We start from the raw sequence: 15,052 nt of genomic DNA on the forward strand, positions 1-15,052 counted from the left end.
GCATTGTTTAGTTGGTGAGGATAAAAATATGAAGATACTTAAGAGTATGGAGGATTTTGAAAGCTATTTGAGGGAGGTGCTTGGTAGCGCTTTTAGTGATAGTTTAACTCAAGAATTGATTGAGTTTATAGGTTTTGACAAGGGGGATAATAAAATCCTTAAAAAAGCGAAGGATGAACTTGACGGAGCACCGCTTCCTAATAAGCTTGCTGAATTTGGCGAGTGTATTTTTCAGTTGCAAAACTATAAGGGTGTGCTTAAAAATTTTGTGGAGTTTTTGCTGAGCTGTGAGGCGTATGAAAATATATGTGCTTTTGTAAACAGGCTTTTTGTGCCGCATATCGGAAGTATGCATTATAAAAGCGTGGGAGAATATACCATTGAGCAGCGCTATTTTGATAGATTTGTTGAAATTATTCAGTATTGTGATATTGACCGAAACCTGCTTATGCCTTTTTTTGTCAAGATTTTTGAATCAAGCGGCAAGAGTGTGTTGTTTAATTATAAGGCACCGCTCAGTGAGTATATGAAAGTCTTTGCTAAAAACGGTGAGGAGGATATATTTAAATATTTTGATATAAGCAGGAGCTTGCAGGGAATTGATTACTTTTTGTCGATTGACAAATTCAGAACGATAAATGCGCTTATTGATGGGTTTATTTTGCAGCAGACTAATATGGCGGGTGAGATTAGGAGCTTTATTATACATCACAAGACCGAGGCATTGGAAATTTTGGAACGCAAGCTGCATGATCAGGACCCCAACCGTGCTTTGAGAGCGCTTATGCTACTCAGCACCTTTAAGGGCAGCGTTGAGGTGGACAGCCTTATTCTTAATATCTATCAAAACACAACAAATGCTAAAATAAAGACATTTATTCAAAAAGAGCTTAATTTTGAAAAGTCACAGAAGTTTTCATCCAAAGCCGAATTTTTTGATGAAGTCGAGAAAACAACAGACAAAGTTCAACAGCGGCTTTATGGGCTAAGGCTTACCAGATATTTTGAAGAAGAAAACATTAATAACGATAAGGTTATGACCTATATTATGGAAAGCTTTAAAAGCCTTGAGAGTGAAGCGATGCTGAAATTTATGAGCGATAGGTTTAAGTTTGTGGACGAAAATATCAAGCGGGCACTTGCGCGGATTGTATATAAAGTGGCAACTGAGAGGGATACACTTGAAAGCAGTAAGTGGGCACTGAGGCTTATTGCGGTGCTGGGCTCAAGCGATATGCTAAGTGAAATGTTAAACACAGTTGTAGGATTATATAAAGCAAACCAAAAGATAGCCGAATATTTTGTTCTCTGTGTAGTTTTGAGTTTGCGAAATGATGCTATCGGGTTTATTAAAAACTTGAAAGCTCGGCTTGGCGGCAAAGCACAAAAATATCTTGATAAAATGCTTGAGATATATTCTGTAAACTCAGGCCGAAACATAGAGGAAATTTTTGACGAGCTGGCGGATGACTTTGGGCTGAATATGGGGCAGCGTATATTTGATTTAGGCCGGCGGAAGCTCAAAATTGTTATCGTCAAAAACAAGGTTACGGCACTAAACGCCCAAACAAATAAAAGTGCCAGAATTTCGGCGGGGCTGATTGCTGAAGATATTAACCTAAAGGAATATATCACAAAGCTTCAAAAAGAGATTAACTTTCAAAATAAGCGCTTTTATCATACCTTTTTAAACAATCGAAAATATAGCAAACAGCAATTTATAAACCTCATTATTAACCACAATTTGCTGGGGGTTTTGGCAGAGGGTCTTCTTTGGGGAAAATATAAAAACGGCAGGCTTTATGAGACCTTTAAGCTGGTTGAGAAAAAGCTTTTGCACATAAGCGGAACTTATATTTTGGATAGCGAAGATTATTATATAGCACTAGTAAACCCGCTTGATATTGACGCGGAGCTTTTGAAAGACCAGATAGGGCACCTTAGTATAAATCAGTTGGGCTTCCCAAAATTTAGGGCCTCTGCGCCAAACGCTGTGTGGGTAGATAGCTTTGCGGGAATGTTTGTAAACGCACATATGTTTATCACCCGCCTTCAAAAGCTGACCTATAAATTAAACGGACGCGTGGAGGATATGTATAACACAATGGTTAAGGCTAATAATAGCACCAATCTGCTGACTGAAGTGGAATTTGACAACATAAAGCTTGGTGGGGAAAAGAATTATACCACAACTATTTCAAAAATCAGGTTTTATAAGCTGGACACTTTGCTTAAAGACGGAAAGAATTATATCATTAACCGTGCCGAGGCACTGCCTATCGGCAGCATAGATGAGCATATTTTCAGCAACGAATTAGCTTTGATTTTTATGTCCGCACACAGGTGAAGATATGGATATATATAATCCGAATGATTTAATAGAATATTTTGAAACAAACAAAAAGCCGGGACTTGGGGATTTTCATAGAAAGCTTATTCCTACCAAATATCATATAATTGGTGTGCCCAGCAAAATTGTGCATAATTTGTCTCGCCAAATTGCGACGGAATGTGATATTGAAAGATTTTTTGTGCTTGACAACAAAAGATATTTTGAGCTTGTCATGACAAAAGGTTTGGTTGTTGCGGTTTCAAAACTGCCGCCGTTAAAAAAACGGGAGCTTTTGAAGGAATTTATTCAATATATTGATAATTGGGCCATTAACGATGTTGTGTGCAGCAAAATTAATGTTAAAAAAGATTATGAAGGCTATTTTGATTTTTTTGTTAACCTGCTTGGCGGCGGGGCTTTTAGTGTAAGGTTTGGGTTGTGCGGGTTTTTAGAATATCTTGATGATAGTCATATAGACCAAGTTTTGAAGCTTGCGGGGGATATCAAAAGCCAAGAATATTATGTAAGAATGATGCAGGCTTGGCTTATATCGGATGCTTTTATTAAACAAAAAGAAAAAACTTTGAAGTTTTTAAAAAATAGTCCGCTTGACAGGTTCACTCACAACAAGGCTATTCAAAAAATCAGAGAGAGTCTTAGAGTAAGCTTGGAAGATAAAGAGATGCTGCTGACACTTAAAAAGAGTAATATATAAATATTTATTTAATTTAAAGAACAATAAAAAATAAGGAAGTATTTTTGCATGGCAAGTAACGGAATAGCAGGAGAATTTTTTGTAGCGGCGGAGTTAACTAAACGCGGTATGATTGCCACGATTACAGGCAAGAATACAAAAGATATTGATGTTTTGGCAGCCAACCCCGAAACAGGTAAAACGGTTCTTATTCAAGTTAAAGAAAAATCTTTAACCAATTCGTCCCATCAATGGAAAATGACAGGTGAAGTAAAAGAAAAACAAATCAAAATGGACATTTGGTATATATTTGTAGATTTAGCTGACTTCAAATGTTATATCATAAGTGCAAAAGAAATGTTCCCATTATTAAAGAAAAGACAGGATGATTGGAATAATGGCTATAGCAAAAGAACAGGCGAAAAACATAAGCCTGACCCCCATTTCTTTTTTGACCGAACATATGATTTGCTTGATAGTAATGGAAATCCTAAATGTAATAATTGGGAGGATTTACCTATTTTTAAATGATGTTCAAATAAACAAAAAAACAGTGTTTGGCACTGTTTTTTTGTTTAGCTGTCTATATTAAGCGTTGTGTTAATATTAAAGCTGTTCCATGGAGCATCCTGCGGAGGAAAAACGCAAAAGCTCATACGCTTGCCCGTTGTTGGATGATTGAATTTGAGTATGGCTGCCCAGAGCGCAAGAGGGGTGGAAGCTTTAACTTCTCCATATTTTGTGTCGCCCACAACAGGGCATTTTATTGCACTCATCTGCACCCGTATTTGATGGCTTCTGCCGGTAAGCAGGTTTATTTTGATCAAGCTCATTTTGTTTTTTGTGTCAATCGTGCGATAATCAAGCTCGGCAAGCTTACTGCCAGTTTCCAGCTGCGTGGCTATACGCACCATGTTTTCTTTTTCGTCTTTTTTAAGATAGTGGGTAAGTCTGCCGTAACCAAGTCTGGGTTTTCCGGTGACTACCGCAAGATAAGTCTTTTCAAAGCTACCGTCTTTAATTCCTGTACTAAGCCTAGAAGCCGCTTTGCTGGTTTTGGCAAAAACCATAACCCCGCCCGTGGGGCGGTCAAGTCTGTGCACAAGTCCCACAAAAACATTGCCGGGTTTTTGATAGGTTTGTTTGATATAATCCTTAATTTCGCTAAGAAGGTCCAAATCTTTGCTGTTATCTTCTTGCGTAGGCATATTCTGGGGCTTAATCACCACAATTATATGGTTGTCCTCATATATAATATTTGGCATAAAATACCTCTGAAAACAGTATATCGCAAACTTTAGATTATTGCAAGTAAAAACTCCCCGCGCTTTTTGCGTGGGGAGGGTAATTTGCTGCTGTCGGGTTTTATTTCAAAATATTTTGTGCCGGTGAGCTTTTTAGAAGAACAATAGACCCCTTACTTTTATTGTCTGTTATTTTGGCCTTTTGAGCCATATAAAATTTGGTATGGTCTTTGAGAGACTCTTCAACCGGTCGCGGAGTATATCCTGTGAGTTTGGTCAACCTAGCATGAGAAAAATTACAGTTATCTTGCAATACTTTCATTGAATAGGGTGTGAATGTGGGTTTGCGTTTTTTTCTTAAGGCATGTTTTTCGGCAATACCGGCAAACATTTTCACTAAGAAAAGAGGAACAAAATGCTTAATTCTTTTAATTCCGGCAGTTTCCGCTACGATGTTCATCATTTCTTTTACTGTAATAACATTGCCGCTTACTATATAACTTTGGCCATTTTCACCTTTCTGTGCCAAATCGCAAAATGCGCAGGCCAAGTCACGTACGTCTACAAAATCATATTTACCTTTGATAAAGATGCGCAAATTGCCGTCTGCTACCTGTGCTACCATTTCTCCGAAGTTGGAGTTTGTAAATTCATAAGGGCCTATAATTCCGGAAGGTAGAACTAGCACAACATCAAGTCCTTTTTCTTTGGCATCCAAAACCAAATTGGCGGCTATTGCCTTTGATTTTGCATAGCCTCCGTAAACTGTGTCGGGATTAAACCTGTTCGGCTCCATAATAATGCCGGTTTTGTTGTCTGTTTCGAGCATGTGCACCGAACCGGTGTGAATTAACCTTTTTATATTATGCCTCAGGCAGCCGTCAATTACGTTTTGTGTTCCTTTTATATTAACTTCCTCAAGCAGTTTGGTGGGCTTGCTTTCAATGGATACGATTCCCGCTAAGTGATATACAAATGTTCCGCCGCCAAAAGCTTGGTCTATATTATGCGGATTGGTTACGTCGCAATAAACAACCTCGCATCCCAAAGCTTTAAGCTGCTCGGTTGCTTCGTTTTCTACTATATCCAAGGCTCTGACTTTTGCCCCTCGTTTAATTAGTTCTAGGCACAAAGGAAATCCCGTTCTTCCCGCAGCACCGGTCACTATATGAATATCATTATCTTTCATTTTCTCTCCGCAGATTATTTTTTTAACAAAATCTTTTAATTTATAAAAAACATGTATTTTGTATTATATAGGTAATTCTGTTGTATTGTCAAACATTTTTCTTGTATGTCTTTTTATTTTTTAAAAGATAAAATTTATGAAGAAGAGGGGAGTTTAATTAAGTCGGTTATCATAGCCTCGGTTGTAATAAGCGTACGTGCTACACTTACGGCGCCTGTAAGAGCTGTTTTAGTGACCTTACACGGGTCAATTATGCCATGCTCAATTAGATTACAAAGTTTGCCGCTTCCTGCATCAAATCCAAATTCGGGATCATTTTTATCCAGAATTTCTTTGATAATTCCCGGCTCAATCTCGGCATTTTGCAAAATTTGTTTTATGGGTGCGCGCAAAGCATGCTTTAAGATGTTTTTAGCAGGAGAACTATCAAGAGTTTGTGAGCAGTTCAGCAGTGCTACACCTCCTCCTGCCACAACACCGCCTTCTATTGCTGCATTTGTTGCATTGACGGCATCTTCTATTCTTAGCTTTTTTTCTTTTTGTTCAACCTCAGTGTGTGCGCCTACAAAAATTACTGCAACGCCTCCCGAGAGTTTGCTGAGGCGCTCCTTTAGTTTATCTCGGTCAAAATCGTTTGAGGCGCACTCAATTTGTGTCTTTATTTGGGCTATGCGTGTGTCAAGAGCATTTTTATCTACGTTTTGCGGCAATATTGTGGTGTTGTCGGCTGTAACCTTAAGCTGTTTGAGTCGGGCAAGGTCTTTTAGGTTTGTTTGCCGCAAATCTGTGCCTGTTGCGTGGCTTATGACCTTGGTGCCGATGAGCACTGCGAGGTCTTCTAAAAAGGCTTCGCGCTTGTCGGCAAAGTAGGGTGCTTTTATAACCACGCAGTTAAAGGTTCCTCTCAATTTATTTAGCACCAGGGTTGATAAAACTTCTTCTTCAATGTCGTCACAAATGATAGCGAGCTTTTCACCTCCGGCCACAATTTGTTCAAGAACGCCCAGAAGCTGACCGAAGGAAGTTATCTTGCCGCTGGTGATAAGCAAAAGACAGTTGTCAAAAACTACTTGCAGCTTCTCGTCTGTGCAGAAGTAGGGCGAAGCATAACCTTTGTTAAACTGCATACCCTCGGCTACGCTGAGCTCGGTGTGTTCGCTTGTGCTATCTTGAAGTGTAATGACGCCATCCATTCCTATTTTTTGTTTTGCGCTTGCAATAAGAGCACCGATTTCAGGGTCGCCTGATGATATTGCGGCGATTTTCTCAATGTCGGTGTTTTTAATTGGCATGTTCATTTTATCAAGAATTTTAACGCACTCAGCGCAGGCGTCTTTGAGCTCTGTGCTCAGCTCTATTGGAGAGACTCCCGCTGCTATATGCTTGTGAGCTCCGTTTAAGATTGCTTGTGCCAGAACTATTGCTGTGGTGGTGCCGTCGCCCGCCACCGAATTAGTTTTGGTGCATACCTCTTGAATAACGCGTGCTCCCATATTTTCAAATGGGTCACTCAGTGTTATTTCTTTGGCAATAGTTACTCCGTCGTTGGTGATAAGGGGCGGCAAAAATTCTCTGTCAAGCATAATGTTTTTGCCCTTTGGTCCCAGAGTAAGCTTTACTATATCCGCTACTTTATTGACACCGTTTATGATACTGCTTCTGGCGTCAGCACCGCTTAAAATTTGTTTTGCCATTATTCTTCCTCCATTTTAGCCAAGATATCTATTGCTTTGATTAAGTATTTCGGCATGCCTTTTAGCATAACCTTGTATGCCGTGTGCTCCTCAAAAAGCACAAGGTCGCCGATTGAAAAAACTGCATCGGCACTTTCAAGCACTTTGCCGTATTTAATGTCCTCATCGTTTTGGCTTATAATTATGCCGCTTTGTGTGTGTTTGGGGGCGCTTACGGGCTCAAGTAGCACACGGTTGAAGATAGGGATGATTTTCATAATGTTTTCTCCTTTTGCGGCGGTTGAGTGTCACACTTGATACTGCCGCTGTTGACTTTTTTGATGTGATATTGATATTCGGTTTTTGTAATATATTCATAAAAGCCTAAAGAATTTCGTATTTTTATATTATAGAAGTAATTATATACTTGTCACATCCAATATAATTATAAACGCAGGCCGGAGGATTTTCAAGATTTGATGACACACAGGATTTGTTGTAAGAAAAATAAACCGCAAAAAACACGGGTGCTTGGCACGCTGTTTATTTTGGCGTTAGCCGGACTTTCGTTTTTTGTAATTTTGAACATAGCGGATTTTATTTCAAGCACGCTTATGAGTAAATCCAGCATATTTTATGGCGGAAATGTAAGAACTAACGGATACGTAATGTATGGAATATGCTTCTATCAAGTCAGCGGAAAGCCGGAGGCAGAGGCGCTTTCAAAGAGCATACAAAATCAGGGTGGAGCTGGCTATGTAAATCAGCAGGGGGATTATTTTATATATGCGTCTATGTATAGCAGTTTCTCTGACGCCACCAGCGTAAAAGAAAAGCTGGGGGGAAGTGCTGGTATCATAAATATAAGTGTTCCTGCCATCAGTTTTAAGTTTGGCGGAAACGCTGATGAGGTTGTGGCGGCTATAGGGGATTTAAAGAAAATTTATCAGTCGCTTTATCAAACATCAATAGATTATGATCAGGGGGTTATAGATACAATCGGTGCAAAAGGTGCTATTGAAGACTGTATGGAGTTGGTGCAGCAAAACATTGAGAAGATATCAGATATAAAAGACAATAAGATAAAGCTTGTTGTTAGTTATTTAAACAAAACTTTGGAGCATCTTGAAGCTCTTGTTCAGCGGGGGTATTGGGGGCTGGAGTTTAATGCGGCAATAAAATATGCATATTTTGAAGCGATTTTTAATAATATCGCTCTTGCAAAGGCGCTTTAGCGGGCTTTTTGATGTCCGTTTAAAATTTGATTTTTTGCATAAACTACTCCTAAGGAGGAGATTATGGAAAAGATAGTTACCGGAACGTCCCCCGGAGGCGGAGTATATAACTGCCGCAACTGCGGGCAGAGAATAGACCTTGGGGCAAACGACACCATGCCGCCATGCCCCCGGTGCGGAAACACCACTTTCAACAAGCATTAATGGTGTGTGAAAAAAATATTGCCGATGGTAGGCAATATTTTTTATGTTTAAAATTTTATGTCAGCTAAAAGATCGGCAAAGTAAGGCTTTATTTCAAAGGTTTTTTCATTTAGGTATTTTAGTGTTCCGTTAAAGTTAAACTCAAGCTTATATGCGCACAGACATTGTTTGTGCACATGATATTTTTGGTTGATTATGCGATCTCCATATTTGTTGTCACCCAAAACCGGGTAACCCGCGAAAGCCAGATGTGCCCTGATTTGATGTGTGCGTCCTGTTATAATCTGAATTTTAAGCGCTGAAATATCACCGAAACTGCTGAGTAGTTCATAATTTGTTTTGACGGATTTGCTGTCAGGCGTCTTTGTTTGAGATATTGTCACAACCGAGTTTTCGGCGTCTTTTGTGAGATACGCACTAAGCGTTGCTGCCTTTTCTTTTGGAGTGCCGGACACCAACCCCAGATAATATTTGTTTATAAGTCCTTTTTTGAAAGCGTCCAGAATTTCTTTATGAGCCTCAGTGGTTTTGCTGAAAATCACAAGTCCTGCTGTATTGGTGTCAATGCGGTGACAAGCTGTGATATTAGGTTCATTTTGTTTGAGAAGGGTTTCAAGGCTGTTTTCGCCTACCGTAGCTATGCCCATAGACTTGTTCACAATTATTATATTTTGGTCCTCAAACACAACCTCATAGCGTTTTGGCGGCTCGGCGTAGGCTATAATTTCGTCGCCTTGGTTTACTTTTATGTTTTTATTGATACGCTTGTCGTTTATTTTAATATCTTTTTTCCGAAGCAGTTTGCTTACAGCCGAAAAAGGAAGACCTTCATGCACAAGAAGTTTGGCTATGTATTCGTTTTTTGAGGCTATAAGTTTTATCATAGGTATAATATAACACAACCACTTAATAACTGCAATCAAATCAACCCATAATAGGTTGTCTTGAAATTCATCTTCGCTCGCATATATCTGTGCAAGCACGATATTTTATTCGCTTCAGTTGAATTACAACGTAAAACGACGATTTAATAAAGAAGAAAAGAGTGTGTTTTGTTAAATCTCACCAATTTGGTTGCAAAAAAAAGGTTAATATTATAAAATAAAGAAAGAAGAAAGAGGCGGGAATATTATGAAAACGGGAGAAGATATGAGAGTAGTTGTAATTACCGGCGGAACAAGCGGAATAGGCAAGGAATGTGCCGAATATTTTGTTGCGCACGGTGACACCGTTGTGGTGCTGGCCAGAAAGCCTGTGGGTGGAGTAAAAAACTTTTATATGTGCGACGTATCAATCAATCAGATGGTGCACGATGTCTTTGCGCAGATAAATCAGAAGTTTGGAAAAATTGATATTTTGATTAACAACGCAGGTTACGGCGTGAGCGGAGCTACCGAAATCATCAAAGATGAGGTGGCAAGAGAAATATTTGACGTAAACTATTTTGGTGCGTTAAACTGCATACGTAATGTTCTTACGTATATGCCCAAAACAGGCAAAATAATTAATGTAAGCAGCATCGTGGGATTTTTCCCCATGCCATACAGGGCCTTTTATGCGGCAAGCAAGGCGGCCCTCAATTCGCTGTCAGCATCAGTTGATGCTGAGCTTAAGCCTTATGGCATAAGGTCGGTTGCGGTTTGTCCGGGGGATGTTGCCACAAACTTTGGCACAAACCGAGTTAAGAGCTTTGAAACCAACGAGCGGTATGGAGAACGGGTTAAAAATGCAACCATGTGCATAAACGAGGATGCTTCAACGCGTATGCCTCCTATCAAGATTGCAAAAATTGTTTATAAAATAAGCCTTAAAAAAGACCCCAAACCTTATACTTTAATTGGCGGGGGATATAAAACGCTTTATGCGGCCAGCCGTATATTCAGACTAAAAACGGTATATAAAATCTTGGGCAAAATTTTTGACGGCAGAAAGCCGAAAAAACAAAAAGACCCCAAAGATGAAAAATAAGGAAAGGTTATGGAATCTGAAAAGTATCAGGCACGAATAGAGCAAGTGAACGATTTGGCCATGAAGGATATAGGACACCTTATCAGGCAGTCTGAAAACAACTATGCCAATCAAATCACAAGGCTTGTAGATAGTATAATAGGTGGGGGCAAAAAGATTGTGCTTGTGGCCGGTCCGTCGTCTGCCGGAAAGACTACTTCGGCATATAAAATTAAGCAGGGGCTTATTGGCAGAGGCATAAATGCTTTTGTAATATCCCTTGATGATTTTTTATTTTCGGTGGATGAGTTGCCGCTGAAACCCAACGGTAAGCCCGACTTTGAAACGGTTTATTCGCTTGATATTCACTGTGTGCAGCAGTGCCTCAATGAAATTTTATTTAAGAACCGAACTGCGTTGCCTATCTTTGACTTCAGGCTTGGAAGGCGCTCTGACAAGTGGATAATTTGTTCGCTTAAGCCCAACGATGTTGTAATAATAGAGGGGCTACACGCACTTAACCCTTTGATTATAGGTTCCCTTGACAGTGACAAGTTTTTTAGAGTGTATGTTCAGACGAATACTGTGTTCAGTTATAATGATAAGCCGCTTATAAGCGGAAGAGAATTAAGACTGTTCAGGCGTATAATAAGGGATAGCCGCGAGCGGAATACCAATCCTCTCAGGACTGTTACCATGTGGGCGGATGTGTGTCATGGTGAGGATATATATATACGGCCACATATGCATCTGGTTGAATATTTTCTTGACACAACACATTTGTTTGAGCCGCTTATGTATAAAAATATAGCAATAAAACAACTGTCTCCTCTTGACAATTCACTTGCCAAAACCATGCTCAGCAAGCTTAATTTTGTGGGCACGATAGATGGAACTCTGGTGCCTTCAGACAGCTTGGTCAGAGAGTTTTATAAAAATGACGACCTATAGTTTATAGGCGTTTTTTGTTTAAGTGCGGCATAGAGTATGATATGAGTTTAATTTTTGGTGTTCTGGCGCTGGTGTTTTCCGCTTTCAGTTTGTTTTGCAAAAACAAAGTAAAGATGCTACTTTGTCAAATTCCGGCAAATATTTTTTATTGCTTAAGTTTTGTTTTTGCCGGAGCTTTTGCTCCCTTTGTGGGGGTGGCTGTTGCAACTGTCAGAACGACGGTGTTTTTTGTGTTTGACCTAAGGCGCTTTCGTCCCAATATTTGGTTTTTGATTTTATTTGAGGTTTTGACCATAGCCGCCGTTATAATAGTTTTTAAGTCTACACTTGACTTGCTTCCGCTTTTGGGGCTACTTATGTTCACCTACGGAATGTGGCAGAATAGTGAAGATGTGCTGCGGGTCTGTGCTATAGTATCCTCAGTTTTATTTGTGATATTTAATTTAATATTTGGGCTGTATGTGGGTGTTTTGCAAGAGGGTATTATGATTGCGGCGGGTATTGTTTCTGTCATAAAATACGGAAAAAATTCACAATACACCACAATAGGTTTGGATAAATTATGATAGTTTGATATACTTAAACAGTAGTTTCTTTTATGTCCGATATCCGTTTAAGGAGGGGTTATGCTTACGCTTAAAAACATAAAAAAGACCTATAAAAGTAAGAAGGGGACAGCGTCTGCTGCCCTTAAAGGGATCAACATACAATTCCCTGATAACGGTCTGGTTTTTATACTTGGCAAGTCAGGAAGCGGAAAAAGTACGCTTCTTAATATTGTGGGCGGACTTGATTCACCTGACAGCGGACAGATTATTATAAAGGGCAAAAGCAATAAAGATTTCAGCGGACAGGATTATGATTCATACCGAAACACTTATCTGGGGTTTATCTTTCAAGAGTATAACGTTTTGGATGAGTTCAGCGTTTATGATAATGTGGCACTGTCACTCAGGCTTCAGGGCAAAAAAGCTGAAAAAGAAGCCGTCGGAAAAATATTGCATCAGGTGGGGCTTAATGGGTTTGAAAAACGAAAGCCCAATGAACTGAGCGGAGGGCAGAAGCAGAGGGTGGCTATTGCCCGGGCACTTGTTAAGGAGCCTGAAATAATCTTTGCCGATGAGCCTACCGGGAACCTTGACAGCGCAACTAGTGCTCAGATTTTTAATTTGCTTGGGAAGCTTTCAAAAGAAAAGCTGGTAGTGATAGTAAGTCACGACCGCGATTCGGCCGAACGTTATGCTGACCGCATAATTGAGCTTGCTGACGGGATTGTTATAAGTGATATAACAAAACATAATGCATCTGAAAATGAATTTGAGATAAATAGCGGCGTAATTTCAATTCCTAAATCCAGAGTTCTTAATGGCACTGAAATTGAACAACTTAATCAGACTATACAAAAAAGTAAGGGCAAGGTTACAATACAACATTCGACAGCCAACTCGTTCAGCAATACCGGCGAAGTCAAAACAGAAAAGACCGACGGGTTTAAGCTGATAAAATCACGTCTTCCCAATAGGTTTGCTGCGTCAATCGGTGCGTCAAATTTTAAGACCAAAAAGTTCAGATTGATTGTTACAATTTTTTTGACGGTGGTGGCTCTGGCGCTTTTTGGCCTAAGTCAGATTTTTTCGGGCTATAACATAGCATATGCTTCTGCTCAGAGCTTTGAAAAGAACGGTATAACGAATATAATTTTGAAACAGGGTCAGCATATAGAACAATATAATACCTTTAATAGAAACACTGTTGAAGTGTTTAATGTGCAGTCATATAACAAAATTAGGGAATATTTGGATGACGAAGATGTTATAAATTTTTATGGCAACGGCATCAGTTTTGGGCCCTATTCTATCACCAATGTGAGAGATATGCTAAAAAGGCTTATTGGAAAGACGCTTTCAAGCCCTATTACCAGTGAAAGCGAAGGTTTGGTTGTGATGAGTGAAGAGCAGCTCAAAAAATATTATTTGAAACCCGGTAAGACAGAGATAGAATATCTTACAATTCCGGCGTTTCCGCCGCTGTTTAGCGTGCCTTTTACTTTTGGAGGATATCCGACTGAGCAGGATAGCATAGACGGCAAAGTGCTTATTACTGACTATCTGGCTTGGTGCCTGCTTGTTTATCAGATGGATGAGCGTCCTGATATGTTATATCCTCTTAATGATGATTACAACTATGTTCACAATTTGATTATGCTTTATCAAAATGGATTTACCGACCCAAATGGGTTTCATATAAACATAAGCGGAATTATAGACACAGGATTTATTGACCAGACAGGATTTTATAAAAAGTGGGAAAATATTTTTAAAAATTCAGAAGATTTTTCAGAGAACCCTGATTATTATGATTATGTAGATGCCGCAGTTAACTATTATTCACTTATGATAGCGGGAGACACGGAGTATATAAATCAATATGTTGTGCAAAACAAAGCAACCTCAAGCATTAAGAACGTAAAAATTCAGGCATACAGCATGTCTGGCAGTGAGCCAAAGTATTCGCAGAGTACGCCTGGAAATCTTGGAATTATTAAAATCGGAGAGTTGCTCAAATATTATAGTGAAACTGATTTATATGACAACGACTATTTGACTGAGGACAGTTTGCTGAGACTTAGTGACACAAGTATTGAAAATCCTATTATTCTAACGGCTCAAAGATATGACAGTATTTTTGCAACCGACATATCAAAACTACTCAAAAACGGTATCTATGATATACATAACGATTTTACTCCCAGACAGTTTACTGTAGGTAATTTTAAACCTTTCAGTGAAAAAGACCCGCCGCTGAGTGAAACTGTTTATACTGTGGTTGGAATACTTAACGATGAGCAAATAATTGAAGATATGCCAACAACACCCGCGACATTAGCTTACGCGTTGCAAGGTATTAGGCGTCTTGTGTCGAGTGGTGCTTTGGGATGGGTTCCCGATGAAGTCGTAGAGCCTTTGATTGCCGAGGATTATCAGATTAAGGGTATGTATATAACACTGCCTTCGTCAGTGCATACCAGCGAAGCTATGCTTAAGTTTGCCAATGACCACTATATATATCATGAAAGCGGAATATCCAACACTGTTTATATGATAGCTCAGGTATTTGATATTTTTGCAATAATTTTTAGATATTTAGCACTTATTCTTGGGATATTCTCAACAATATTGCTGTTTAACTTTGTATCACTGAGTGTAATTAATAAACAAAAGGAAATAGGAATTTTGCGGGCAATCGGGGCACGCGGCATAGATGTGAGCAAGATATTTTTGATAGAGGCATTTATTATCGCAGCAATCACTGTGGCTTTTGCGTGGCTACTAATGTTTGTTGGAGTGTGGGCCGTGAATGCTTTGCTTATAGACAACCTTCAAACCTTTTTACAGTCAAATGTTATTACAAAAATTTCGCTGCTTGCAGTCAGTGTTTCTCCGCTGGTGTTTGTATTGGTGGCTTGCGGGATAATTACGCTTATTGCAACGCTTATTCCGGTGATAAAAATAAGCCGCATGCGGCCGGTTGATGCCATAAAGAAGATTTAAAAACTTTTATAATAATACGTTTAGGTGAATAA

At 39.3% G+C, this 15,052-nt stretch carries 14 protein-coding genes; 9 read left to right on the top strand and 5 right to left on the bottom strand.

Annotated elements, in window-relative coordinates; translation table 11 throughout:
* Nucleotides 1-28 precede the first annotated feature (28 nt).
* Genes LBN07_01735 through LBN07_01745 form a run of 3 tightly spaced genes read left to right on the top strand, consistent with a single transcriptional unit; the run spans nt 29 to nt 3,557 of the window.
* The gene (locus LBN07_01735; protein MDR0850184.1) at nt 29-2,347 is read left to right on the top strand and encodes a hypothetical protein; all 2,319 of its coding nucleotides are present in this window, start codon (nt 29-31) and stop codon (nt 2,345-2,347) included.
* 4 nt (nt 2,348-2,351) lie between these two features.
* The gene (locus LBN07_01740; GenBank protein MDR0850185.1) at nt 2,352-3,047 is read left to right on the top strand and encodes a DNA alkylation repair protein; all 696 of its coding nucleotides are present in this window, start codon (nt 2,352-2,354) and stop codon (nt 3,045-3,047) included.
* A 48-nt stretch (nt 3,048-3,095) separates the two neighbouring features.
* A complete protein-coding gene (locus tag LBN07_01745; GenBank protein ID MDR0850186.1) occupies nt 3,096-3,557 on the top strand; it encodes a hypothetical protein in 462 nt (153 codons plus the stop codon).
* 44 nt (nt 3,558-3,601) lie between these two features.
* Here LBN07_01745 and LBN07_01750 read toward each other — a convergent pair whose 3' ends face one another.
* The 4 genes from LBN07_01750 to LBN07_01765 form a co-directional block, all read right to left on the bottom strand.
* Nucleotides 3,602-4,291: an RluA family pseudouridine synthase gene (locus tag LBN07_01750; protein ID MDR0850187.1), complete on the bottom strand. Its 690-nt coding sequence runs from the start codon at nt 4,289-4,291 to the stop codon at nt 3,602-3,604.
* A gap of 100 nt (nt 4,292-4,391) precedes the next feature.
* Nucleotides 4,392-5,459, bottom strand: a complete 1,068-nt coding sequence (locus LBN07_01755) for an NAD-dependent epimerase/dehydratase family protein (protein ID MDR0850188.1) — start codon at nt 5,457-5,459, stop codon at nt 4,392-4,394.
* 134 nt (nt 5,460-5,593) lie between these two features.
* Nucleotides 5,594-7,153: a chaperonin GroEL gene (gene groL, locus LBN07_01760; GenBank protein ID MDR0850189.1), complete on the bottom strand. Its 1,560-nt coding sequence runs from the start codon at nt 7,151-7,153 to the stop codon at nt 5,594-5,596.
* Nucleotides 7,153-7,410 carry a co-chaperone GroES family protein gene (locus tag LBN07_01765; protein ID MDR0850190.1) on the bottom strand — a complete coding sequence of 86 codons (258 nt, stop codon included), beginning with the start codon at nt 7,408-7,410 and terminating at the stop codon, nt 7,153-7,155. The genes groL and LBN07_01765 overlap by 1 nt, the downstream gene beginning before the upstream one ends.
* A 201-nt stretch (nt 7,411-7,611) precedes the next feature.
* Here LBN07_01765 and LBN07_01770 point away from each other — a divergent pair, with 201 nt between their 5' ends.
* Both LBN07_01770 and LBN07_01775 read left to right on the top strand, forming a co-directional pair.
* Nucleotides 7,612-8,367 (top strand): hypothetical protein, encoded by a 756-nt coding sequence (locus LBN07_01770; GenBank protein MDR0850191.1) that lies wholly within the window; start codon nt 7,612-7,614, stop codon nt 8,365-8,367.
* Between the two features lie 63 nt (nt 8,368-8,430).
* Nucleotides 8,431-8,571: a zinc ribbon-containing protein gene (locus LBN07_01775; GenBank protein ID MDR0850192.1), complete on the top strand. Its 141-nt coding sequence runs from the start codon at nt 8,431-8,433 to the stop codon at nt 8,569-8,571.
* A 47-nt stretch (nt 8,572-8,618) separates the two neighbouring features.
* On the opposite strand, the gene LBN07_01780 is transcribed toward LBN07_01775, so the two are convergent.
* Nucleotides 8,619-9,455 carry an RluA family pseudouridine synthase gene (locus tag LBN07_01780; GenBank protein MDR0850193.1) on the bottom strand — a complete coding sequence of 279 codons (837 nt, stop codon included), beginning with the start codon at nt 9,453-9,455 and terminating at the stop codon, nt 8,619-8,621.
* Between the two features lie 247 nt (nt 9,456-9,702).
* Between LBN07_01780 and LBN07_01785 the strand changes: the two genes are divergently transcribed.
* From LBN07_01785 to LBN07_01800, 4 genes are read left to right on the top strand one after another with little or no spacing between them, the layout of a single operon-like run.
* Nucleotides 9,703-10,539 (top strand): SDR family NAD(P)-dependent oxidoreductase, encoded by an 837-nt coding sequence (locus LBN07_01785; GenBank protein MDR0850194.1) that lies wholly within the window; start codon nt 9,703-9,705, stop codon nt 10,537-10,539.
* Nucleotides 10,540-10,548: 9 nt separating this feature from the next.
* Entirely contained in the window at nt 10,549-11,469 is a 921-nt protein-coding gene (locus LBN07_01790) for a nucleoside kinase (GenBank protein MDR0850195.1), read from the top strand.
* Between the two features lie 41 nt (nt 11,470-11,510).
* Complete coding sequence (locus LBN07_01795; protein ID MDR0850196.1) at nt 11,511-12,035, top strand: YgjV family protein; 525 nt, start codon at nt 11,511-11,513, stop codon at nt 12,033-12,035.
* A 60-nt stretch (nt 12,036-12,095) separates the two neighbouring features.
* Nucleotides 12,096-15,020, top strand: coding sequence for an ATP-binding cassette domain-containing protein (locus tag LBN07_01800; GenBank protein ID MDR0850197.1), 2,925 nt, complete (start codon nt 12,096-12,098; stop codon nt 15,018-15,020).
* Nucleotides 15,021-15,052 lie beyond the last annotated feature (32 nt).

It is taken from the genome of Christensenellaceae bacterium, from assembly GCA_031260975.1.
Classification (GTDB): Bacteria; Bacillota; Clostridia; order Christensenellales; family UBA1242; genus JAISKJ01.

What these genes read in the sequence shown, in the direction of transcription:
- LBN07_01735 (MDR0850184.1), top strand. Translation starts at nt 29, where the DNA reads ATGAAGATACTTAAGAGTATGGAGGATTTTGAAAGCTATTTGAGGGAG.
- LBN07_01740 (MDR0850185.1), top strand. Translation starts at nt 2,352, where the DNA reads ATGGATATATATAATCCGAATGATTTAATAGAATATTTTGAAACAAAC.
- LBN07_01745 (MDR0850186.1), top strand. Translation starts at nt 3,096, where the DNA reads ATGGCAAGTAACGGAATAGCAGGAGAATTTTTTGTAGCGGCGGAGTTA.
- LBN07_01750 (MDR0850187.1), bottom strand. Translation starts at nt 4,291, where the DNA reads ATGCCAAATATTATATATGAGGACAACCATATAATTGTGGTGATTAAG.
- LBN07_01755 (MDR0850188.1), bottom strand. Translation starts at nt 5,459, where the DNA reads ATGAAAGATAATGATATTCATATAGTGACCGGTGCTGCGGGAAGAACG.
- groL (MDR0850189.1), bottom strand. Translation starts at nt 7,153, where the DNA reads ATGGCAAAACAAATTTTAAGCGGTGCTGACGCCAGAAGCAGTATCATA.
- LBN07_01765 (MDR0850190.1), bottom strand. Translation starts at nt 7,410, where the DNA reads ATGAAAATCATCCCTATCTTCAACCGTGTGCTACTTGAGCCCGTAAGC.
- LBN07_01770 (MDR0850191.1), top strand. Translation starts at nt 7,612, where the DNA reads ATGACACACAGGATTTGTTGTAAGAAAAATAAACCGCAAAAAACACGG.
- LBN07_01775 (MDR0850192.1), top strand. Translation starts at nt 8,431, where the DNA reads ATGGAAAAGATAGTTACCGGAACGTCCCCCGGAGGCGGAGTATATAAC.
- LBN07_01780 (MDR0850193.1), bottom strand. Translation starts at nt 9,455, where the DNA reads ATGATAAAACTTATAGCCTCAAAAAACGAATACATAGCCAAACTTCTT.
- LBN07_01785 (MDR0850194.1), top strand. Translation starts at nt 9,703, where the DNA reads ATGAAAACGGGAGAAGATATGAGAGTAGTTGTAATTACCGGCGGAACA.
- LBN07_01790 (MDR0850195.1), top strand. Translation starts at nt 10,549, where the DNA reads ATGGAATCTGAAAAGTATCAGGCACGAATAGAGCAAGTGAACGATTTG.
- LBN07_01795 (MDR0850196.1), top strand. Translation starts at nt 11,511, where the DNA reads ATGAGTTTAATTTTTGGTGTTCTGGCGCTGGTGTTTTCCGCTTTCAGT.
- LBN07_01800 (MDR0850197.1), top strand. Translation starts at nt 12,096, where the DNA reads ATGCTTACGCTTAAAAACATAAAAAAGACCTATAAAAGTAAGAAGGGG.